General features: G+C 38.8%; 19 protein-coding genes and 1 rRNA gene (1 of these 20 only partly in view). 18 read left to right on the top strand and 2 right to left on the bottom strand.

Annotated elements, in window-relative coordinates; all coding sequences use genetic code 11:
* Window positions 1-2: 2 nt before the first annotated feature.
* Complete coding sequence (locus EJF36_RS17675; RefSeq protein WP_125907559.1) at window positions 3-626, top strand: TetR/AcrR family transcriptional regulator; 624 nt, start codon at window positions 3-5, stop codon at window positions 624-626.
* Between the two features lie 130 nt (window positions 627-756).
* Here the strand turns inward: EJF36_RS17675 and EJF36_RS17670 are convergent, their stop codons facing one another.
* Window positions 757-1242, bottom strand: coding sequence for a hypothetical protein (locus tag EJF36_RS17670; protein ID WP_125907558.1), 486 nt, complete (start codon window positions 1240-1242; stop codon window positions 757-759).
* A gap of 252 nt (window positions 1243-1494) precedes the next feature.
* Between EJF36_RS17670 and EJF36_RS17665 the strand changes: the two genes are divergently transcribed.
* From EJF36_RS17665 to EJF36_RS17655, 3 genes are read left to right on the top strand one after another with little or no spacing between them, the layout of a single operon-like run.
* Window positions 1495-2349, top strand: coding sequence for an ABC transporter ATP-binding protein (locus tag EJF36_RS17665; RefSeq protein WP_125907557.1), 855 nt, complete (start codon window positions 1495-1497; stop codon window positions 2347-2349).
* Complete coding sequence (locus tag EJF36_RS17660; protein ID WP_125907556.1) at window positions 2350-3384, top strand: ABC transporter permease; 1035 nt, start codon at window positions 2350-2352, stop codon at window positions 3382-3384.
* 2 nt (window positions 3385-3386) lie between these two features.
* The gene (locus EJF36_RS17655) at window positions 3387-4388 is read left to right on the top strand and encodes an ABC transporter permease (protein ID WP_125907555.1); all 1002 of its coding nucleotides are present in this window, start codon (window positions 3387-3389) and stop codon (window positions 4386-4388) included.
* A gap of 573 nt (window positions 4389-4961) precedes the next feature.
* Here the strand turns inward: EJF36_RS17655 and EJF36_RS17650 are convergent.
* Window positions 4962-5183, bottom strand: coding sequence for a hypothetical protein (locus EJF36_RS17650; protein ID WP_125907554.1), 222 nt, complete (start codon window positions 5181-5183; stop codon window positions 4962-4964).
* A gap of 264 nt (window positions 5184-5447) precedes the next feature.
* Between EJF36_RS17650 and EJF36_RS17645 the strand changes: the two genes are divergently transcribed.
* From EJF36_RS17645 to EJF36_RS17580, 14 genes are all read left to right on the top strand, one after another.
* Window positions 5448-5735 carry a hypothetical protein gene (locus tag EJF36_RS17645; protein ID WP_125907553.1) on the top strand — a complete coding sequence of 96 codons (288 nt, stop codon included), beginning with the start codon at window positions 5448-5450 and terminating at the stop codon, window positions 5733-5735.
* Between the two features lie 292 nt (window positions 5736-6027).
* Window positions 6028-7461, top strand: a complete 1434-nt coding sequence (gene hpaB / locus EJF36_RS17640) for a 4-hydroxyphenylacetate 3-monooxygenase, oxygenase component (RefSeq protein WP_125907552.1) — start codon at window positions 6028-6030, stop codon at window positions 7459-7461.
* Window positions 7462-7695: 234 nt separating this feature from the next.
* Window positions 7696-8964: an RNA polymerase factor sigma-54 gene (gene rpoN, locus EJF36_RS17635; RefSeq protein WP_125907551.1), complete on the top strand. Its 1269-nt coding sequence runs from the start codon at window positions 7696-7698 to the stop codon at window positions 8962-8964.
* A 251-nt stretch (window positions 8965-9215) separates the two neighbouring features.
* On the top strand, window positions 9216-9437 hold the full coding sequence (locus EJF36_RS17630; RefSeq protein WP_125908441.1) for a glutaredoxin family protein: 222 nt from the start codon (window positions 9216-9218) through the stop codon (window positions 9435-9437).
* Window positions 9438-9618: 181 nt separating this feature from the next.
* Window positions 9619-10641, top strand: coding sequence for a sugar-binding transcriptional regulator (locus tag EJF36_RS17625; protein ID WP_125907550.1), 1023 nt, complete (start codon window positions 9619-9621; stop codon window positions 10639-10641).
* A 111-nt stretch (window positions 10642-10752) separates the two neighbouring features.
* Window positions 10753-11760 carry a type I glyceraldehyde-3-phosphate dehydrogenase gene (gene gap / locus EJF36_RS17620; RefSeq protein ID WP_125907549.1) on the top strand — a complete coding sequence of 336 codons (1008 nt, stop codon included), beginning with the start codon at window positions 10753-10755 and terminating at the stop codon, window positions 11758-11760.
* Window positions 11761-11933: 173 nt separating this feature from the next.
* Window positions 11934-13118 (top strand): phosphoglycerate kinase, encoded by a 1185-nt coding sequence (locus tag EJF36_RS17615; RefSeq protein ID WP_125907548.1) that lies wholly within the window; start codon window positions 11934-11936, stop codon window positions 13116-13118.
* 36 nt (window positions 13119-13154) lie between these two features.
* Window positions 13155-13910 (top strand): triose-phosphate isomerase, encoded by a 756-nt coding sequence (gene tpiA, locus EJF36_RS17610; RefSeq protein ID WP_125907547.1) that lies wholly within the window; start codon window positions 13155-13157, stop codon window positions 13908-13910.
* A 1-nt stretch (window position 13911) separates the two neighbouring features.
* Complete coding sequence (gene gpmI, locus EJF36_RS17605) at window positions 13912-15447, top strand: 2,3-bisphosphoglycerate-independent phosphoglycerate mutase (protein WP_125907546.1); 1536 nt, start codon at window positions 13912-13914, stop codon at window positions 15445-15447.
* 15 nt (window positions 15448-15462) lie between these two features.
* Window positions 15463-16755 (top strand): phosphopyruvate hydratase, encoded by a 1293-nt coding sequence (gene eno, locus EJF36_RS17600; protein WP_125907545.1) that lies wholly within the window; start codon window positions 15463-15465, stop codon window positions 16753-16755.
* 325 nt (window positions 16756-17080) lie between these two features.
* Window positions 17081-17314 carry a preprotein translocase subunit SecG gene (gene secG, locus EJF36_RS17595; protein ID WP_125907544.1) on the top strand — a complete coding sequence of 78 codons (234 nt, stop codon included), beginning with the start codon at window positions 17081-17083 and terminating at the stop codon, window positions 17312-17314.
* A gap of 290 nt (window positions 17315-17604) precedes the next feature.
* Window positions 17605-18348, top strand: a complete 744-nt coding sequence (locus EJF36_RS17590) for an alpha/beta hydrolase (RefSeq protein WP_312028286.1) — start codon at window positions 17605-17607, stop codon at window positions 18346-18348.
* An 11-nt stretch (window positions 18349-18359) separates the two neighbouring features.
* A complete protein-coding gene (gene rnr / locus EJF36_RS17585) occupies window positions 18360-20687 on the top strand; it encodes a ribonuclease R (RefSeq protein WP_125907542.1) in 2328 nt (775 codons plus the stop codon).
* A 341-nt stretch (window positions 20688-21028) separates the two neighbouring features.
* Window positions 21029-22219: ribosomal RNA gene (locus EJF36_RS17580) — 16S ribosomal RNA — on the top strand (it continues 349 nt past the right edge of the window).

Below are 22219 nucleotides of genomic sequence, written 5' to 3'. Positions count from 1 at the left end.
TCATGCCGAAAGATACATTTTTTAACCTAGCTACGGAAAAGCGTGAGCATATACTTCAAGTAGCTATTGAAGAATTTGCACAATATACGTATCATAAAGCGAGCATTTCGAGAATTGTAGAAAAAGCAGGCATTGCAAAAGGAAGCTTTTATCAATATTTTCAGGATAAAAAGGATCTATTTGTTTATATTATGGAAAATTCTGCGCAAAAGAAAATGACATATTTAGCGGCAACTTTACAAAGCATTGACACACATCCGTTTTTTCAAATAGTAGAAGAGCTCTCATTAGCCGGAATTCAGTTTGCGAAGGATCATCCATTACTATCAAAAATTAGTGATGATTTTATGAAAGAACCAAACATAGGCTTAAAAAAGCAAATATTAGGTGACAATCTACCGAAGTCGTATGAGTTTTTTGAAATGCTGTTAAAAAAGGCAGCTGAGAAAGGCGAAATTAAAGCTGATATAGATTACAAAATTGTCGCTATTTTAATAACAAATGGAATAACAGCATTGGGAGAGCACCATATTCATGAAAACTCAGATTCAGACAAATATGTAGAGGATATTATGCAGTCCATTCGGAAAATGCTACGTATTTTGGAAAACGGTATTAAAAACTAAAACAAATTTACACAGCAACTGACAGTATGTTCAATTATAAAGGTGTTTATGGGATAGAGTACAAGATTTCGGTATTCGCTAGACAAAAAAGGACCGGGCGTTTTTGCCCGGTTTTTCTTATGCAGTCGAGTTAAATCACTTGTCTTTGCTTTTTTATGGTAAGTATAACAGCACGAATAATAAATCCTACTAGTAATCCAAATATAAGAAATATCATTGGTGAAAAAATTGGTCCAAATAAAAAGCCGAACATTTTAAAACTTTTGGAGTAAATCAATCCTACCGTAACAAAGTAGGCTCCAAAGACAAAAGGAAAAAAATAATAGTCTGGAAGCTCATCACCTGCAGCATCACGATATGCATCCCAAATAGCAAATAAATATAAACACGGATAAAACATGAGCCATTGATAGTCAATAACTTCAATGGCTTTTAATATCTCTCCGTTAAAACTAAATAAAATACCTAGATTAAAGGAGCTGTTTACGTTAACAAGGATTTCAAGAAAAATAAAAACTAGTGATTTTATAAGCTTTCCATTTAATAATTGTCCAAATCCCGGTAAGGCAATACTCCAAAATAACACTTCGATTTTTGTTGCTTTCTTTTTAAGCATGTGGTGTCAATCCTTTATGTAATTGTTTGCGTTTATGCCCTTGCAACGTTATAACTACACATTTCTGATTTCTAGTATTTGTAAAAAGGAGGCTAATATTCTCCTTCCAATAATTTGTGAACAATTGGTGTACATGTGACTTTGTAGTCATTTTAATGTTCAAAACATATTGACGGTGTTTGTTTAACATGATAAATTATGACTAAAGAGTCATATGACTAAATAGTCACACTAAAACAGGGGGACGTTACTATGATAAAAGTGAAGCATTTATATCATGATTACAATGAGAAAGGACAGTACTTTGTTCAGGATGTAAATTTTTCAATCGAAAAAGGCGAGATATTTGGATTTCTTGGACCAAGTGGCGCAGGAAAAAGCACAGTGCAAAATATCATGACGGGGTTATTGAAGCTTCAAAAAGGTGAAGTAAGCTACGACGGTGTTTCTATTAAAGATGTTAAATCAAGCTTTTTTAATAAAGTGGGTGTCTCGTTTGAGCACCCTAACTTGTATACAAAATTAACTGGTTATGAGAACTTAAAATATTACGCCGGATTATTCGATGTCGAAACCGAGGATCCGATGAGACTATTAGAGCTTCTTAAGCTGAAGGACTCTGCTAATAAGAAAGCCGCAGAATATTCAAAAGGAATGAAGCAACGTCTTGTTTTAGCAAGAGCTCTTATTAATAGACCAGAGATTCTTTTTTTAGATGAACCTACATCCGGATTGGATCCTAATACTGCCAGCATTGTAAAAGAAATCGTGTTACAGAAAAAGCAACAAGGTTGTACGATATTTTTAACAACTCATAATATGACAGTAGCGGATGAGCTATGTGATAGAGTGGCATTTATTAACGATGGCAAAATTGTAGCCATGGATTCACCAAGAAACCTTAAGCTTCAGTATGGAGATAAATCAGTTAAGGTTGAATATCGTCAAGGGACTAACGTTCAGTCGGAAGTGTTATTTTTAGATAAACAAGAAGATAAGCGAAAGTTTGTTGAGCTTGTAGATAGTAAAAGACTCCAAACAGTTCATTCGCAAGAAGCAACACTAGAGCAAATCTTTATAAAACTAACAGGTAGGGGGTTGGCGTAGATGCGTTTTAGTAATCTACTTAAACAAGATTTTACAGTTGCGTTTCGGAATTACTTTCATCTCGTTATCCTTGTGTTAGTTGTCCTGTTTGCGGGATTTATAAATTTTGCTATCCCGAAAGAAGTCAAACTCACGCCAACCGAGTATATCGCTGATCAAACAGAGGGGCGTGCTTTAGAATCTTTTTTACGAGAAGAAGGTGTCGAGGATAAGAGGTTTTACTCGTCTTATGAAGAGCTTGAAACGGCTGTTTATAAAAATGACAACAGCCTCGGTATATATGTAGAGGGAACATTGGATGCACCGACTGTTAAAATCGTACATCAAGGTACAGAGTCGCAGGAGATTTTAAATTTACTTGCTGCGACTGTGGAGAATACATTTGATACAATTCGTGGCTACGAGCGCGAATCAAATAGTACGATTTCATATATTCGTCCACAAGCTGAGCCAATAGCATTTAACAAAAATATTGTACCTATTATGGTGATGACAGAGGCTGTTATGTTAGGTTTTTTATTAATTTCGGTTATGGTGTTTCAGGAAAAAGAAGAAGGAAGCGTACGTGCATATCGTGTAAGTCCTGGTAGAACGATCGACTATATCATGTCTAAAGCAGTGGTAAACGTAGCGCTTGGACTTGTGTACGGGGTACTTCTTGTAGCGACGACAATTGGCTTTGAAGCAAACTATATATTTTTAATAACGATTATTAGCTTGGCTTGCTTTTTCATTACCATGTTAGGCTTACTTGTTAGTGTGTTCTTTAAAAATCTACAAGAATTTCTATTTGTAGGAGTGTTTATAATGGCGGTGTTAGGGTTTCCAGTTGCAAGCTATTTAAGCCCATCATTTGCTCCAGTATGGCTTACGTGGCTGCCGTCATATGACGTACTGTTCGGATTAAGAGAAGCACTATTTTCAACGGGGAAAAGCTTAATGGGATTGCACATAACATTGCTGGTGGAAAGCATCGTCTGTTTTGCGCTAGCTTATTGGGCCGTTCAGCATAAGCTTATGAAGGAGGGACGCTAGTAATGATACGACGAATTATGTTTTTTATGCGTAAGGATATTACGAATGCTCTTCGGGACAATATTATTATATATGGCACACTGTTTCCTATATTACTAGCGTTCATCATGGGATTTTTCATTCCTAACGTACAAAACATGAAGCTTACAGTAGCAGTAGCAGATAATGTGGATCAAGTAATTGTCGAAGGACTTCAACAGTATGCAAATGTGGAATTGTATGAAGGTCGAGAGGAAGTCTTAGCGAGAGTAGAACGTCCTGATGATTTAGCAGGGATTGTGCAAGAAAATGGAGAGTATGTGATACTGCTGGAGGGGAATGAAGGCAAAGACGCAGGTGATATTGCGGAAACGTTGTTAAGTATGATTGTTTCTGACCAACCTCAGGCAAATTATGAATTTGTAAGCCTTGAAAAAACAAACTCTAGCTTAATAGAAGTATCTGGGGGCCTGCTTTTATTAACATCTATTTTAATAGGTGGATACATTATAGGATTTAATATGGTTCATGAAAAAGAAACAAAAGCAGTGCGAGCATTATCGTTAACACCATTGAAAACAAGTGAGTTTTTATGGGCCCATACATTACTATGCTTGGTTTTCAGTGTAGTACTAGGTGTGATTGCTAGCTTTATACTCGTAAAAGGCGGGGTGAATTATTGGGAAGTTCTTGTTAGTCTTATTGCAACGACAGGAATAGGTATGATCTTAGGGTTTGTGATTGGAGCATTTGCAGATAATTTAATTTCTGCGATTGCGGTAGTCAAATTTGAAATGCTCGTATTTGTAGGGGTACCCATTGCATCCATCTTTACACCGGAGCGCTTTCAAATACTGTACTATCCGTTTCCGAATTACTGGGCATTTCAATCGTACATTAATATATTTAATGGGGGAAATCAGCCGGTTGGCTTTTGGATGTCCACGCTATTAGCGTTCTTACTAAGCTCAATCTTACTTGTACTTTTCATACCTACAATGAAAAAACGATTGTCACTTCGGTAATACGTTCCGGATATAGACACTGATTACTGTGGGGAATTTAAATCACATGGCATGTTTAACTAAATAAACGACTCCTTGTCAAGTAGACAGTGAGTGTTCGATTATGCGGCTTTAACTCTATATACTATAGGGCTAAGGCCGTTTAGTCTGTCATGATTGTAAAAAGATGTACGAGTCCACGCACGTATTACAGAAAATCATTCAACCAAGTAAGTCGCAGGATTGGTTAACGTTAAAATAAGTATAAGCTTTCTTAACATAAATTAGTGTCTAACTTCAGCGCCTAGCCCCTTGAGGTCTTGAGCTGTCCTCTCTCCGGAGGGAAGACCCTTTTTGCGGGCTACGTCTTAAGTTGGTCGAGCTGAGCAAGGCGCTTGAGCTTTTCTTAACGTATAGGAAAGTATAAACTTTTTACCTAGACTAGTGTCTAGCTTCAGGCGCGAACGGCTCGAGGGAAAAATACAAATCAATTTTCCCTCGGTCACAAGCCAATCGCCTCTGAAAGTCAGGACTTCCGCCGGCGCTTGTCTTGTGCTTGTCGCCGTTAGACGGGCGCCTTGCGCTTTTCTACTTTTAATCAGATTGTTGGCTTTGCTGTGTCATCAGAGCGCTTTGAACTTGACTTACAGCTGTTTGAGCTTGTGCAATTTCTGTTGCCGCCTGTTTAATAGCTTCTTGAGCCATTGCTTGGTCAGATGTCGCTTTCTCAATTGCTTGTGTTAATAGTTCTTTCGTTAAAGCAATACTTCCTTTTGCTTGACTAAGTTGGTTCACATCAATTTGCTGTTGTGGCACATTAATCACTCCTTCGTATAGTGTAAAATTACACCTTTATAGTAGCCTAATAAATAGGTTTTATTTATGGATATTTTTTATTTGAAAGGAATTTTATTGCAATGTAAATTCCAATGTAAAATCCGATTTAATGACTAAAAAATTAACCTCAAATTTGCGCGTAACCAAAATATTGAAAGGATAGATAGTTGATGTTAAGCAAAAATTATATTCCGAAAGTAAAGGTTTATAGTACTTTCTAAAATAAAGTAAGGTGGGTTAAAAATGAATAACATGATGTCTTCACTGTTTAAAATGGGAGGAAGAAACTCGTTTAACATGTTTCGTAAAAAAAGAAGAAATGGTAGAGGATGGATGTTAGGCTCCATAATAGGATTGGGAGTAAGTGCAGCTTTAGTTGGTTTAGGGAAAAATAAAAATGTGAACCGTCCACTTGAAAAAGTAAAAAATAATTTTAATGTTGGAGATATCGGTAGAAGAGTTAATCTTGCTGGACTGACTGAATTCTCGAAAGAGCTAACACCTAATAATAAACGCAATAATGACAAGTAAGGTTTTTTTTATTAATGGGGCTGTCTAACAAGTGCCTGGCTTTCATTCTAATGCAATATGCAAAACCGACAATTCGTCTACTTTATATATTGTAGTATGGGTGCCTAGCACTTTGCTTTTGGACAGCCCAGCCCCTTTTAACAAATATTTTGACATACATAAATAAAAGTCAAGCCTGTCCCCCCTCTCCATCACATTGTGGTTATTCGCCTGTTTTTCATACATACCTAAACTATTTAGCTTGTACCTACATAAAATTTGGTATGTTTTGTTTTTCGAGAGGTGGGATAATGTGCCAGCTAAAGATGGAGCAGCCTTTTTAGAAAGGTTGAAGAAGCTGCAATCAGAAATATGGTTTGATGGAACGCAAATAACAGGGGATATTTGTGAGCACTCAGCTTTTAAAGGGGTTATTCAAAGCAAAGCAAAATTGTTTGATTTACAGGTTAGTAAAGAGAACATTGAATTAATGACATATACATCTCCGTTAACGGGCGATAGAGTGGGTAGCTCTTATTTGCGTCCTACATCTAAAGAGGATTTAGAAAAAAGAAGATTAACAACCCAGAAATGGGCCAAAACATCAGCGGGAATGTTAGGACGTTCACCAGATTACATGAATACAGGGATAATGGCTTTAGCCGCCGCAGCAGATGTATTTCAGGATACACACTGTAGAGGGGACAACTTAAAAAAGTTTTACGAGCATGTGAGAGAAAATGATTTAACACTAGCACACACTTTTGTGACACCCCAGGTGAATCGATCTCTACTATATTACGAAGATAACGATGTACCTATATCAGCACGTGTTGTAAAGGAGACAGAAGAAGGTCTTATTATTAAAGGAGCAAGACTATTAGTCACACAAGGTGGTATCACAGACGAATTACTTGTGTTACCTGTAGGAGGTAATAATATTGAGGAAGCGTACTTGTTTGCCTTTTCTATACCGAGTAATACGAAAAACTTAAAATTTATTTGTCGTGAATCGTTTGCTTACCGTTCTTCAAACTTTGATCATCCTTTAGGATCACGTTTTGAAGAGATGGATGCTATTGTTGTTTTTGATAATGTCCTCGTACCTTGGGAACGTGTATTTTTATATAAGGACTACAGCATAGCATATAGTTTTCAACAGGAAACACATATAACAACTTTTTTACTTCATCAAACAGTAGCAAGGCAAGTTATAAAAATAGAATTTATTTTAGGAGCTGCGCAATTAATTATAGAATCGATTAATATTAGTGGATATCAACATGTGCAAGACAAACTTTGTGAAATCATTTCAGGGTTAGAGACATTAAAAGCACTTCTCATTAGCTCAGAGCTTTCAGCAAGGCAGGATAATAGAGGAACAATGATACCAGATGCCAATCCTCTGTTAGTTGCCGTAACTACCTTTTCACAGCTATATCCTCGATGCATAGAGATACTTCAAATGTTAGGCGCTAGTGGGTTAATATCAATTCCTACTGAAGAAAACTTCTCATCAGATATTACTCCTCATTTAGAACAGTACTTACAAGGAGCTTCCTGTAATGCACATGAGCGAACAAAGATTTTTAGATTAGCATGGGATGCTTGTATGAGTGCTTTTGGAGGTCGACAAGTATTATATGAAAGATTTTTCTTCGGAGACCCTGTAAGGCTAAGGGCAGGTATTTACAATAACTATAATAAAGACAAAGCAGTGGAATTGGCAAAATCATTTCTAAACTAGAAAGATGGATACCGTTGGCTGTTTCTTCGCAGTTTTTAGTTGACTCAAAAATAAGCTGTGTAAAATCTTAAAAACTTCATTTAAATACGGGAATAGTGCTTAGTCAATTAATTTATGTAGTAGATGACAGGACTTATCGATTATGGTGAGTACTGTTTATTTTTTCTTCCCCCAAAGCAATGCCCTATGTAGTAAAATAAAAGATAAGATAGAACTCTAATAGGGGGTGGTGGCTTGAAGGCTGGACTTGTACAACAACAATCACAAACAATGCGGCTAACGAAGGAGCTAACCCAGGCAATAGAGATTTTGCAATATACAGCTGGTGAACTTCAAGAATTTTTAAAAAAACAGGCTTTGGAAAACCCACTAATGGACGTGAAGGATTACAAAATATATAATCGGAAAACATCTTCGAACTGGGAGTCTTACGTGACGAAGCCACAATCATTATATGACGAACTGCGTCAACAACTATATGACTTGCATATCAATGACGTCTGTAAAGAGATCGTGGAGTATTTAATTGAAGAGTTGGACCGAGATGGATATTTACGAACAAGCGAAAAACAATTATGTAAGCGTTTGCGAGTTAATGAAGAGGAATTAGGTAAGGCTATTGTTACTTTGCAAAGCTTTGAGCCAGCAGGTGTAGGAGCTAGAACATTAAATGAGTGCTTAATGCTGCAGCTACAAAGAAAACAATTGTTAGTTCCTACGCTGAAGGAGCTTTTAACAACATATTTTGACTTATATGTAAAAAAACAATGGCATGAGCTTTCTAAGCGATTAAACATTGAATTAAGTGTTATTCAAAATATTCATGATGTCATTAAAAAGTTAGATCCAAGGCCGGGTCTGCAATTTGAAACGGCATCCCCTTATATTATACCTGACTTGTATATTGAAAAAGCAGAAGATGGTCTACATGTCACTTTGAATGATATGCTAACACCCCGAATTACTTTGAATAAAGAGCTATACGAGCAATATAAACAAGTAGAGGATACTCATACGAGGCAATTTGTTTCAACTTGTGTAAAGCGCTATCGTTGGTTAACGTACAGTTTACAACAGCGACATGAAATGATGGTCTCGGTTATGCTTGAAATTTTACAGCAACAGCCCTATTTTATTGATGAAGGATTTGAGAGGTTAAAACCTCTTACAATGAGTATGGTTGCAAATAAACTAGGAGTCCACGAGTCTACAATTAGTAGAACTGTAAGAGGAAAGTATGTGCAAACGCCATTTGGCACTATAGAATTAAGAAAATTTTTCTCAAACGCTGTTCCAGGACTTAGAGACGACGTATCATCACAGCAGGTTAAACATTTATTAACACAACTGATCGAAAAAGAAAATAAACAAAAGCCAATGTCCGACGCTAATCTTGTTAAAGAGTTAAAGAACCGATATGATATAACTGTTTCTAGGCGTACGATTGCCAAATATCGTGATTCTTTACGTATACCAGCAGCGTATATGAGAAGACAATTTTAAAAAATAACTCTGTTAAAGGTGAGTGTTGATTTTTGAATATCGTTGATAGTAGCGAAATGCGCGAGACTCCTGCGGGATGTAGTGGCAGGCGTGAGACCCCGCATGCGCAAAGCGCAGAGGAGGCTCACGGCCACCCCGCGGAAAGCAAGCGCAATGTAGCGAAAATCAACAACAAAGTTTAACAGAGCTTTAAAAAATAATTGCAAATTAGAAAACATAAGTTTGAGGTGCCGATTGTGAAAAAAGTAATTATGTATTCAAAAGAAAATTGCTCCTTATGTGACAAAGCAAAAGCGATTCTTGAAGATTTACAGACGGAATTTTCTTTTGATATTGAAGAAATTGATATTTATAAAGATGACCATTTGTTAGAGCTTTATCAAATAAAAATCCCTGTCATTGTAATGGATGGAGAAGAGATTGAGTTTGGGATTATTCACAAAGATGTCATACGTAAGCGTTTTCTTAAATAGTGACCCTATTGCATAACACTATCACCCTTGTTACAATGTCCTTGGGTGATTTTTTTTGAACCTAGTGGGACATAATATGTCGTATAGGGACAGCTTGAGTCCCGTATAAGAAATCATTGGCTCCGTACATACACGATTGACACTTTTAAAAGTGTCTCGACCTGCCATAAGGGGACGTAATATGAAAGCTATCCTGGACATACAAAAAAAATTATTACCCGATTTACTAGCTGTTATGCAAAAACGGTATCAAATCCTACAGCATATCCGATTAATGCAACCTATTGGACGAAGGACATTAGCAACTAGTCTTGGTATTAGTGAGCGTGTGCTGCGAGGTGAAGTAGAATTTCTAAAAAGCCAACACTTGTTACTCGTTGAATCCGCTGGTATGAGTTTAACTGGAGAAGGTAGACATGTTTTACGAGAACTTGATGATTTAATGAAGGAAATAATGGGTATAAAACAACTAGAGATTAGACTTAAAGCGATGCTTCAGCTTAAGCAAGTAATTGTTGTACCCGGTAACAGTGATGACTCTGTTTTGGTCAAGCATGAGATGGGACGCGCTTGTGTGGCATTGATGAAAAAACTATCGCCACCGAGTAGTATTGTATCTGTAACAGGTGGCACTACGATGGCGGCTGTGGCTGATAAAATGACGCCAGATAGCAATTTGAAGAATTTACTATTTGTACCTGCAAGAGGCGCACTTGGTGAAATTGTCGAGATTCAAGCTAATACCATCTGTGCAAAAATGGCTGAACAAGCAAACGGACAATACAAGTTACTACATGTTCCAGATCAGCTTAGTAATGAGGCATATCAATCTATTATTCAGGTTCCATCTGTAAAGGATGTGCTTCAGTTAATTAGTGATTCCACAATGATCGTACATGGAATAGGTGAAGCTTTCTCAATGGCCGAACGAAGAAAAACAGCTGATGATGTTATGAAGATAATCAAAGACAAACAAGCTGTTGCAGAAGCGTTTGGTTACTATTTTGACGAAAGTGGTAAAGTTGTCCATAAAGTTCAAACAATAGGTATACAGTTAGCAGATTTAGAAAACATTAAATATGTAATAGCTATTGCCGGGGGAGCGTCCAAAGCAAAAGCAATCCGTGCATATATGAAGCAAGCTCCAGACACATACCTCATTACTGATGAAGGAGCTGCCAAACAGCTATTAGCAGCAATGTAACAACAACGGACTAAATAAAAAAGACTTATTTAGAGGTTTTGTATTTTTGTTTGACTTGGGATTTATTCCCTTTCATATATAATTTTTGTTAAATTTAAGGAGGAATTTTCAATGGCAGTTAAAGTTGGTATTAACGGGTTTGGCCGTATCGGTCGTGTTGTATTTCGTGCAGCATTAAACAATCCTAACGTAGATGTAGTAGCAGTAAACGATTTAACAGATGCAAACATGCTTGCACACCTTCTAAAGTATGATTCAGTACATGGTACATTAGATGCTGATGTTAGAGCAGAAGGTAGCAACCTAGTTGTTAACGGTAAGACAATTGAAGTTACAGCTGAGCGTGACCCAGCAGCATTAAAATGGGGTGAGCGTGGTATTGAAGTGGTTGTTGAATCAACTGGTATTTTCACAAAGCGTGCAGACGCAGCAAAACATTTAGAAGCAGGCGCTAAGAAAGTTGTTATTTCTGCTCCAGCATCTGAAGAAGATATCACAATCGTTATGGGTGTTAACCATGAGAACTACGATGCAGCAAACCATCATGTTATCTCAAACGCATCTTGTACAACTAACTGTTTAGCTCCTTTCGCTAAAGTTATGAACGATAAGTTCGGTATCCGTCGTGGTATGATGACAACTGTTCACTCATACACAAACGATCAACAAATCTTAGATTTACCACATAAAGATTACCGTCGTGCTCGTGCAGCTGCAGAGTCAATCATCCCAACAACTACAGGTGCTGCTAAAGCTGTATCTCTAGTATTACCAGAGTTAAAAGGGAAATTAAACGGTGGTGCAATGCGTGTTCCAACACCAAACGTATCATTAGTTGACTTAACTGCAGAGCTTGACAAAGATGTAACAGCAGAAGAATTAAACGCAGCATTCAAAGAAGCAGCTGAAGGTGACCTTAAAGGAATCCTTTACTACAGCGAAGAGCCATTAGTATCTCGTGACTACAATGGTAGCCCAGCATCTTCAACTATTGATGCTCTATCTACAATGGTTATGGAAGGCAACATGGTTAAAGTTATTTCTTGGTATGACAACGAAAGTGGTTATTCACACCGCGTAGTTGATCTTGTAGATTATATCGCTCAAAAAGGTCTTTAATATATAGATTTCTGAACGTATGAGGTGAGAGGTTGAGGGGAATTTGATTTTAAGTATGGATAACTTTTAAAATCAACAGCTCAGCCTCTCCCTTTTTATATGGAAGCATGGGGACGGTTCTCGTGCTTCCATATAAATTAGGTGCCAGTACAAATTTGCTAGGAGGCATTCACATGAATAAAAAATCTATTCGTGATATTGATGTAAAAGGTAAACGCGTATTTTGTCGTGTAGACTTTAACGTACCAATGCAAGATGGTACTGTTTCTGATGACACTCGTATTCGTGCCGCTTTACCAACAATTCAACATTTAATGGAGCAAGGTGCAAAAGTTTTATTAGCAAGCCATCTTGGTCGTCCAAAAGGTAAAGTTAACGAAGATATGAGATTAACAGCTGTTGCTGCACGCCTAAGTGAACTTTTAGGTAAATCTGTAGTAAAAACAGACGAAGCTTTTGGTCCAGAAGTAGAAGCGGAAATCGCTAAGCTTGCTGAAGGTGATGTTTTATTACTTGAAAACGTACGTTTCTATCCTGGTGAAGAGAAAAACGATCCAGAATTAGCAAAGCAATTCGCAGCGTTAGCTGATGTATATGTTAATGATGCATTTGGTGCAGCTCACCGTGCACATGCTACTACGGCAGGAATCGCTGAACACCTTCCAGCTGTGGCAGGCTTCTTAATGGAAAAAGAATTAGAAGTGCTTGGTAAAGCTTTATCAAATCCTGAACGTCCTTTCACAGCTATTATTGGTGGCGCAAAGGTTAAGGACAAAATCGGTGTAATTGATAACTTACTTGAAAAAGTAGACAACTTAATCATCGGTGGTGGCCTTGCTTATACGTTTGTAAAGGCACAAGGACATGAAATTGGTCAATCACTTTTAGAAGAAGACAAGATTGAATTAGCGAAAGAATTTATGGCAAAAGCAAAAGAAAAAGGTGTTAACTTCGTAATGCCTGTTGACGCAGTAGTAGCCGATGCTTTTTCTAACGAAGCTAATAAAAAAGTTGTTAATATAGATGAAATTCCTGCAGACTGGCAAGCGCTTGATCTTGGGCCTAAATCAGTAGAAATTTATGCAGATGTTATTAAAAGCTCTAAGTTAGTTATTTGGAATGGCCCAATGGGTGTATTCGAAATGGAATCTTACGCTAACGGTACAATTGGAGTCGCTAAAGCTTTAGCGGAAGCAACAGATACATACTCTGTCATTGGTGGGGGAGACTCTGCAGCAGCTGTTGAGAAGTTTAACCTAGCAGACAAAATGGATCACATTTCTACAGGTGGCGGTGCATCACTAGAGTTTATGGAAGGTAAGGTTCTTCCAGGTGTTGCAGCTTTAAATGACAAATAATAACTAGATTTAAAATTTTCGGAAGGATGGTGCCTTATGAGAAAACCAATCATTGCCGGTAACTGGAAAATGAACAAAACACTTTCTGAAGCTGTTAGCTTTGTTCAGGAAGTGAAAAATAGTGTACCTTCTTCAGATGCTGTTGATTCAGTAGTTTGTGCGCCAGCATTATTTTTGGAGCGTCTTGTTTCTGAAACAAAAGGAACAGATGTGAAAATCGGTGCGCAAAACATGCATTTTGAAGAAAGTGGTGCGTTTACTGGTGAAATCAGTCCAATAGCTCTTAGCGATCTGGGTGTAGCTTACGTAATTCTTGGTCACTCAGAGCGTCGCGAAATGTTTGCAGAAACTGACGAAACAGTAAATAAAAAGACACTTGCAGCATTCAAACATGGTTTGACGCCAATCGTTTGCTGCGGTGAAACGTTAGAGCAACGTGAAGCTGGTCAAACAAAAGAACTTGTTGGTGACCAAGTGGCAAAAGGTCTTGAAGGTTTAACAGAAGAACAACTTAAGCAAGTTGTGATTGCATACGAGCCAATCTGGGCAATCGGTACTGGTAAAACATCTTCTGCTGAAGATGCAAATGAAGTATGTGCGCATATTCGTCAAGTACTTGCTGAGAAATTTTCACAAGATGTGGCAGCTGCTGTTCGTATCCAATACGGTGGTAGCGTAAAACCAGGTAATATTGCTGAATTCATGGCACAGCCTGATATTGATGGTGCTTTAGTTGGTGGCGCAAGTCTTGAAGCTGACTCTTTCTTGGCTCTAGTGGAGGCAGGCAAATAATATGAGTAAAAAACCTGCTGCATTAATCATCTTAGACGGTTTTGCATTACGCGATGAAACATTCGGGAATGCAGTTGCACATGCAAAAAAACCTAACTTTGATCGTTATTGGAACCAATATCCTCACGCTACTCTTCAAGCGAGTGGAGAGGCAGTTGGTCTTCCGGATGGACAAATGGGGAACTCTGAAGTTGGTCATTTAAACATCGGAGCTGGCCGCATTGTATATCAAAGCTTAACCCGTGTGAATGTTGCGATTCGTGAAGGTGAATTTGAAAAAAATGAAACTTTCCTAAAAGCAATGAATCATGCAAAAGACAAAGGCACTGCTTTACACATTTTCGGTTTACTATCTGATGGTGGTGTTCACAGCCATATTCAGCATTTATTTGCTCTGTTAAAGCTAGCAAAAGCACAAGATGTTGAAAAAGTATATGTTCACGGCTTTTTAGATGGACGTGATGTAGGACCTCAAACAGCAAAGGGATACATCTCCGAGCTACAAGAGAAAATGACTGAACTTGGTGTAGGAGAAATTGCTACCATTTCGGGTCGTTATTACTCTATGGACCGTGACAAACGTTGGGAACGTGTAGAAAAGGCATATCGTGCGATGGTATATGGCGAAGGCCCTACATATTCTAATGCATTAGAATGTGTAGAAGACTCTTACGGCAATAGTATCCATGATGAATTCGTTTTACCATCTGTCATTGTAAAAGAAGATGGTTCACCAGTCGCTACAATTAAGGACGAAGATGCTGTTATTTTTTATAACTTCCGTCCAGACAGAGCGATTCAAATTTCAAATACATTTACAAACGAAGATTTCCGTTCATTTGACCGCGGACCAAATCATCCGAGAAATCTTGAGTTTGTATGCTTAACACACTTTAGTGAGACGGTTAAAGGCTATGTAGCTTTTGAACCTGTGAACTTAGACAATACACTGGGCGAAGTGTTATCACAAAATAACCTTAAGCAATTGCGTATTGCAGAAACTGAAAAGTATCCCCACGTCACTTTCTTTATGAGTGGCGGACGTGAGGAGCCATTCCCTGGTGAAGAAAGAATTTTGATAGATTCACCAAAAGTGGCAACGTATGATTTAAAACCTGAAATGAGTGCTTACGAAGTGACGGAAGCTCTATTGAAGGAAATCGAAGCTGATAAACATGATGTAATTTTACTGAACTTTGCTAATCCTGATATGGTAGGGCACTCTGGTATGCTAGAGCCTACTATTAAAGCGATTGAAACTGTAGACGAATGCCTTGGCAAAATAGTTGATGCTATTAATGCAAAGGGTGGTGTTGCGATTATCACTGCAGACCACGGGAATTCTGATGAAGTGACGACTCCAGAAGGAACTCCACACACTGCTCATACAACACGCCCGGTTCCAGTGATTATTACGGAAGATGGTTTATCATTGCGTGAAGATGGAAAATTAGGTGATTTAGCACCAACCCTGCTTGATTTAATCGAAGTTGAGCAACCTAAAGAAATGACAGGAAAAACACTACTTAACAAATAAAAGGAGAGAATTTATATGCCAACAATTATTGATGTTTATGCTCGCGAAGTCCTTGACTCTCGTGGTAACCCAACTGTAGAAGTAGAAGTAATTACAGAATCAGGTGCGTTTGGTCGCGCATTAGTACCAAGTGGAGCTTCAACTGGTGAATACGAAGCTGTTGAATTACGTGATGGTGACAAGAGCCGCTACTTAGGTAAAGGTGTTTTAAAAGCTGTTGAAAACGTAAATGAAAAAATCGCTCCTGAGCTAGTAGGCTTTGACGTTCGTGATCAAGTTGGAATCGACAGAGCGCTTATCGAGCTTGATGGTACAGAAAACAAAGGTAAATTAGGTGCTAACGCTATTCTAGGTGTTTCTATGGCTGCTGCTCGTGCTGCTGCTGATTACTTAAATGTGTCTTTATATGAGTACCTTGGTGGTTTCAACTCAAAAACTCTTCCAGTACCAATGATGAACATCATTAACGGTGGAGAGCATGCTGATAACAACGTTGATATTCAAGAATTCATGGTTATGCCAGTAGGTGCTAGCACGTTCCGTGAAGCATTACGTATGGGTGCTGAAATTTTCCACGCACTTAAAGGTGTATTAAGTGCAAAAGGATTAAACACTGCTGTAGGTGACGAGGGTGGTTTCGCTCCTAACTTAGGATCAAACGAAGAAGCACTTCAAACAATCATCGAAGCAATCGAAAAAGCTGGTTACAAGCCAGGTGAGCAAGTAATGTTAGCTATGGATGCTGCTGCTTCTGAGTTCTATAACAAAGAAGACGGTAAGTACCACCTTAAAGGTGAAGGCGTAGTTTACACTTCTGAAGAAATGGTAAACTTCTACGAGGAAATGGCTAGCAAATATCCAATCATCTCTATTGAAGATGGTTTAGACGAAAACGACTGGGAAGGCTTCAAGCTTTTAACAGAGCGTATCGGTGGAAAAGTACAATTAGTTGGTGACGACTTATTCGTTACAAATACTAAAAAGTTAGCTGAAGGTATCGAGCGTAAAATTGGTAACTCAATCTTAATCAAAGTTAACCAAATCGGTACATTAACTGAAACTTTTGATGCAATTGAAATGGCTAAGCGTGCTGGTTACACAGCTGTTATCTCTCACCGCTCTGGTGAAACAGAAGACAGCACAATCGCTGACATCGCTGTTGCAACTAACGCTGGTCAAATTAAAACAGGTGCTCCTTCTCGTACAGATCGCGTTGCTAAGTACAACCAGTTACTACGCATCGAAGATCAATTAGCTGATACAGCTATCTACCCTGGCTTCACAGCATTCTATAACTTAAAGAAGTAATAAAATGAATTTTTAGCGCTAAGCACTCGTGCTTAGCGTTTTTACTATATATTCTGCCTTAATTTAGTAGTTGACCAAAAGCAGACAGTGTAAAAGTTTTAGACATTAACGTATCAGTCATTATCGTTATGTAAAGTCAATGCTCTAGTTATAGTAAGAAATCAACCGAGGATAAAATACATGTGTTGATTCGTTTAAAGAGGAAAGTAACACTCCTTAAATAATATGTAAAAAAAATCTCGAAAATTGATTCATATTGTATATTATTTATATTTATGGTATGGTTATTGTATCGTAATGTGCGCTTTTCAGGAGGTGTGGTTTCATGCATGCAGTTATCGTAACATTATTAGTAATTGTTTCACTAGGTCTTATTGCTGTTGTACTTTTACAATCTGGTAAAAGTGCTGGATTATCTGGAGCTATTTCAGGTGGTGCAGAGCAGTTATTCGGTAAGCAAAAAGCACGTGGTTTGGACGCTGTATTACAACGTATTACAGTTGTTTTAGCTGTATCGTTCTTTGTTCTAACGATTCTTTTAGCTTATTTTGGAGTATAAACCATCATATAAATGAACGTTGGGGATCTGCATGGCAGGTCCTCTTTTTATTTGTTGAAATACATAGTTGTGCCTTTATTTATGTAGCTATGTTTAGGAACGCGCAGAATCAACATAAAATGGTGTGAAGAAGCTCGAAACAGAAATCAAAACACAATGAGAAACGTCAAATCGGGACATAGGAGAGATAAATGTATTGTTATGTCTAGCTAAAAAATCAATTCTTTTGCAGACTACGTGCAATAATGTTTTACTAAATATAGAACATACTACATTAGAGGTGAACATACATAATGAAAATAGCAAAACCACAACCTTTTACGTTTGAAGGTGGCGAAAGAGCGGTACTATTATTACATGGCTTTACGGGGCATTCAGCCGACGTTCGCATGCTTGCACGTTTTTTACATAACAAAGGGTATACGTGTCATGCTCCTATTTATAGAGGGCACGGTAGTTCTGCCGAAGATATTCTCTCCTTTGGACCGGAAGAATGGTGGGAGGATGTTCAGGCGGCTTATGAATTTTTAAAACAACGAGGTCACAAGAGCATTGCAGCAGTAGGATTGTCGTTAGGTGGGGTATTTTCTTTAAAATTGGGATACACTGAACGTATAAACGGTATTGTACCGATGTGTGCGCCCATGTATTTAAAAAGTGAAGAAGCGATGATTCAAGGATTTATGTCATATGCAAGAGAATACAAAAAGCACGAAGGAAAATCATCCGACCAAATTGAAGATGAGATGCTATCCTTAAAGGCTTCTCCATTAACTACGTTACATAACTTAGAACTGCTAATAGATGATGTGCGCGATCACATAGATGAGATTCAAGTGCCGACATTTGTCGCTCAAGGGAGACATGATCATATGATTGACATTGAAAGCGCCGATATCATTTATGATGGTGTTGATACGACATTTAAGAAACTGAAATGGTACGAAGAATCAGGTCATGCTATTACATTTGATAGTGAGAGAGATCAGCTACATGAAGACGTATTTGAATTTTTAGAATTACTAGATTGGTGAGGAGGGATACAATGAGTGAAGAATTACAGCATCACATAGACAAACTGTTAGAATTTATGCGAGAAGAGGCGTATAAGCCGCTAACCGTACAAGAGCTAGAAGAGGTTTTTGGTATAGAAGACTCAGCAACATTTAAAGAGTTTGTTAAGGCACTTGTTATTATGGAAGAAAAGGGGTTAGTTGTTCGTACGCGAAGCAATCGTTATGGACTTCCTGAAAAAATGAACCTAATTCGTGGTAAGGTAACGGCACATGCCAAAGGTTTTGCTTTTGTTATTCCTGATGACAAAGATTCTGATGATGTGTTTATACCGCCAACGGAAATGAACAATGCAATGCATGGTGATACTGTGCTAGTCAGGGTGAGCTCAGAGTCATCTGGAACTCGTAAGGAAGGTACAATAGTTCGCATCGTAGAACGAGGTGTAACTGAAACTGTCGGAACGTATGTGGAAAGTCGGAGTTTTGGCTTTGTTATTCCTGATGATAAAAAAATCGTAAATGATATCTTTATTCCTAAGCAAGCATCTGGGGGCGCAGTAGAAGGACATAAGGTTGTTGTTAGAATAACAAATTACCCTGAAGGTAAGATGAGCGCAGAAGGGGAAGTTATCAAAATACTAGGACACAAGAATGACCCTGGTGTCGATATCATCTCTATTATTCATAAGCATGGGTTACCGCAAGACTTTCCAAATGATGTAGTTGAACAAGCAAACGATACACCTGACGTTATAGCAGAAGATGAAATTGTGAATCGACGTGATTTACGAGATGAAGTTATTGTGACAATTGATGGTGCGGATGCGAAGGATCTTGATGATGCCGTTACTGTCGAAAAGTTAGAAAACGGCCATTACAAACTTGGGGTGCACATTGCAGATGTGAGTCATTATGTAACGGAAGGTTCACCAATTGACAAAGAGGCGTACGAACGTGGTACAAGCGTATATCTAGTAGACCGTGTAATACCGATGATTCCACACCGCTTATCAAATGGGATTTGTTCATTAAACCCAAAAGTTGACCGATTAACACTATCATGTGAGATGGAGGTCAATGATAAAGGGGAAGTTGTTTCTCATGAAATTTTTCAAAGTGTAATAAAAACAACTGAAAGAATGACATATCATGATGTAAACCGCATTTTAGTTGATAAAGACGAAGAAACTCGTAAGCGTTATAACTCACTAGTGCCAATGTTTGAGCAAATGGAACAACTAGCTAGTTTACTTCGAGAAAAGAGATTTGGACGCGGTGCTATAGATTTTGATTTTAAAGAAGCAAAGGTGTTAGTAGATAATGAAGGAAAGCCAACTGATGTAGTTATTCGCGAACGCTCGATAGCAGAGAGGCTAATAGAAGAATTTATGCTTTTAGCAAATGAAACGATAGCGGAGCATTTTCATTGGTTGAATGTTCCTTTTATTTATCGTATACATGAAGATCCCAATCCTGATAAGCTAAGACGTTTCTTGGAGTTCATTACTAATTTCGGGTATGTTGTGAGAGGCACAGGCAACTCCATTCACCCTAGGGCACTTCAAGAGATTTTAGAAGCTGTTAATGGAAAACCTGAAGAGACTGTTGTGTCGACTGTTATGCTTCGTTCCATGAAACAAGCAAAATATTTTGAAGAAAGCTTAGGTCACTTTGGGTTATCAACTGACTTTTATACACATTTTACTTCTCCGATTCGACGTTATCCTGACTTAATTGTTCACAGACTGATACGTACGTATTTAATAGAAGGTAAAGTAGATGAAACAACGCGTGCTTTGTGGAATGAGAAAATACCTGATATTGCAGAGCATACTTCTAATATGGAACGTCGTGCTGTCGATGCGGAACGAGAAACAGATGATCTTAAAAAAGCAGAGTTTATGGAAGATAAAGTGGGCGAGGAATATGAAGGGATTATTAGCTCTGTAACAAATTTCGGTATGTTCGTAGAGCTTCCAAATACAATAGAAGGTCTTGTTCATGTTAGTTACTTAACGGATGATTATTATCGCTATGATGAACGTAATCTTGCTATGATTGGTGAAAGAACAGGAAACGTATTCCGTATCGGTGATGAAATAACTGTTCGAGTCGTGAATGTAAACAAGGATGAAAGATCCATTGACTTTGAAGTCGTTGGTATGAAAGGAAGTAGACGTCCTCTTGCTAAAGAAACTCCGCGAATTATTCAAGGGGGAAAAGGACGCAAGTCTAAGGATGCGCCTAAAGGAAAAGAACGTGAGGATAAGTCTGGTAAGGGACGAAAGCCTGATAAGAAGAAAAAGAAAAAGTTTTATGATAACGCTCCTAAAGCAAAACGAAAAAAGAAGAAATAAGAAATAAGCTTTGTTCTAGCAGAAAAGCTTGTGAAGTTTTTCTGCTAGATTTTTGTTGACTTAAATCTCAATAGTTGGTATGATGGTATTCGTTGTCACAAAAACAACGGACATGAAACAGCAAATGTGAAGCTTAAAATTATATTGAAAAAATATATTGACTTACAAACCTGACTCATGTTAATATTATTAAGTCGCTTCATACGAACGACAAAAACAAATTGCTCTTTGAAAACTAAACAAAACCAAGCGCTAAAACGTTTCTATTATAGAAACAAAACAAGCGACTTTAAAAGTCGCAAAAAGAATTGCCAGATGTAAATTTGAGCAAGTCAAACTTCTTTTCGGAGAGTTTGATCCTGGCTCAGGACGAACGCTGGCGGCGTGCCTAATACATGCAAGTCGAGCGAACCACTTCGGTGGTTAGCGGCGGACGGGTGAGTAACACGTGGGCAACCTGCCTATGAGACTGGGATAACTTCGGGAAACCGGAGCTAATACCGGATAATATTTATCTTTGCCTGAAGATAAATTGAAAGATGGCTTTTAGCTATCACTTATAGATGGGCCCGCGGCGCATTAGCTAGTTGGTGAGGTAATGGCTCACCAAGGCGACGATGCGTAGCCGACCTGAGAGGGTGATCGGCCACACTGGGACTGAGACACGGCCCAGACTCCTACGGGAGGCAGCAGTAGGGAATCTTCCACAATGGACGAAAGTCTGATGGAGCAACGCCGCGTGAGTGAAGAAGGTTTTCGGATCGTAAAACTCTGTTGTTAGGGAAGAACAAGTACCGTTCGAATAGGGCGGTACCTTGACGGTACCTAACGAGAAAGCCACGGCTAACTACGTGCCAGCAGCCGCGGTAATACGTAGGTGGCAAGCGTTGTCCGGAATTATTGGGCGTAAAGCGCGCGCAGGCGGTCCTTTAAGTCTGATGTGAAAGCCCACGGCTCAACCGTGGAGGGTCATTGGAAACTGGAGGACTTGAGTGCAGAAGAGGAGAGTGGAATTCCACGTGTAGCGGTGAAATGCGTAGATATGTGGAGGAACACCAGTGGCGAAGGCGACTCTCTGGTCTGTAACTGACGCTGAGGCGCGAAAGCGTGGGGAGCGAACAGGATTAGATACCCTGGTAGTCCACGCCGTAAACGATGAGTGCTAAGTGTTGGAGGGTTTCCGCCCTTCAGTGCTGCAGCAAACGCATTAAGCACTCCGCCTGGGGAGTACGGTCGCAAGACTGAAACTCAAAGGAATTGACGGGGGCCCGCACAAGCGGTGGAGCATGTGGTTTAATTCGAAGCAACGCGAAGAACCTTACCAGGTCTTGACATCCCTATGCCCGCCCTAGAGATAGGGTTTTCCCTTCGGGGACATAGGTGACAGGTGGTGCATGGTTGTCGTCAGCTCGTGTCGTGAGATGTTGGGTTAAGTCCCGCAACGAGCGCAACCCTTGATCTTAGTTGCCAGCATTTAGTTGGGCACTCTAAGGTGACTGCCGGTGACAAACCGGAGGAAGGTGGGGATGACG

The organism is Bacillus sp. HMF5848, from assembly GCF_003944835.1.
Classification (GTDB): domain Bacteria; phylum Bacillota; class Bacilli; order Bacillales; family HMF5848; genus HMF5848.
This window is presented reverse-complemented; position numbering and strand designations above follow the sequence as displayed.

What these genes read in the sequence shown, in the direction of transcription:
- rnr (WP_125907542.1), top strand. Translation starts at nt 18,360, where the DNA reads ATGAGTGAAGAATTACAGCATCACATAGACAAACTGTTAGAATTTATG.
- EJF36_RS17665 (WP_125907557.1), top strand. Translation starts at nt 1,495, where the DNA reads ATGATAAAAGTGAAGCATTTATATCATGATTACAATGAGAAAGGACAG.
- EJF36_RS17615 (WP_125907548.1), top strand. Translation starts at nt 11,934, where the DNA reads ATGAATAAAAAATCTATTCGTGATATTGATGTAAAAGGTAAACGCGTA.
- EJF36_RS17625 (WP_125907550.1), top strand. Translation starts at nt 9,619, where the DNA reads ATGAAAGCTATCCTGGACATACAAAAAAAATTATTACCCGATTTACTA.
- gap (WP_125907549.1), top strand. Translation starts at nt 10,753, where the DNA reads ATGGCAGTTAAAGTTGGTATTAACGGGTTTGGCCGTATCGGTCGTGTT.
- eno (WP_125907545.1), top strand. Translation starts at nt 15,463, where the DNA reads ATGCCAACAATTATTGATGTTTATGCTCGCGAAGTCCTTGACTCTCGT.
- tpiA (WP_125907547.1), top strand. Translation starts at nt 13,155, where the DNA reads ATGAGAAAACCAATCATTGCCGGTAACTGGAAAATGAACAAAACACTT.
- EJF36_RS17675 (WP_125907559.1), top strand. Translation starts at nt 3, where the DNA reads ATGCCGAAAGATACATTTTTTAACCTAGCTACGGAAAAGCGTGAGCAT.
- EJF36_RS17630 (WP_125908441.1), top strand. Translation starts at nt 9,216, where the DNA reads ATGTATTCAAAAGAAAATTGCTCCTTATGTGACAAAGCAAAAGCGATT.
- EJF36_RS17670 (WP_125907558.1), bottom strand. Translation starts at nt 1,242, where the DNA reads ATGCTTAAAAAGAAAGCAACAAAAATCGAAGTGTTATTTTGGAGTATT.
- EJF36_RS17660 (WP_125907556.1), top strand. Translation starts at nt 2,350, where the DNA reads ATGCGTTTTAGTAATCTACTTAAACAAGATTTTACAGTTGCGTTTCGG.
- gpmI (WP_125907546.1), top strand. Translation starts at nt 13,912, where the DNA reads ATGAGTAAAAAACCTGCTGCATTAATCATCTTAGACGGTTTTGCATTA.
- secG (WP_125907544.1), top strand. Translation starts at nt 17,081, where the DNA reads ATGCATGCAGTTATCGTAACATTATTAGTAATTGTTTCACTAGGTCTT.
- EJF36_RS17645 (WP_125907553.1), top strand. Translation starts at nt 5,448, where the DNA reads ATGAATAACATGATGTCTTCACTGTTTAAAATGGGAGGAAGAAACTCG.
- EJF36_RS17655 (WP_125907555.1), top strand. Translation starts at nt 3,387, where the DNA reads ATGATACGACGAATTATGTTTTTTATGCGTAAGGATATTACGAATGCT.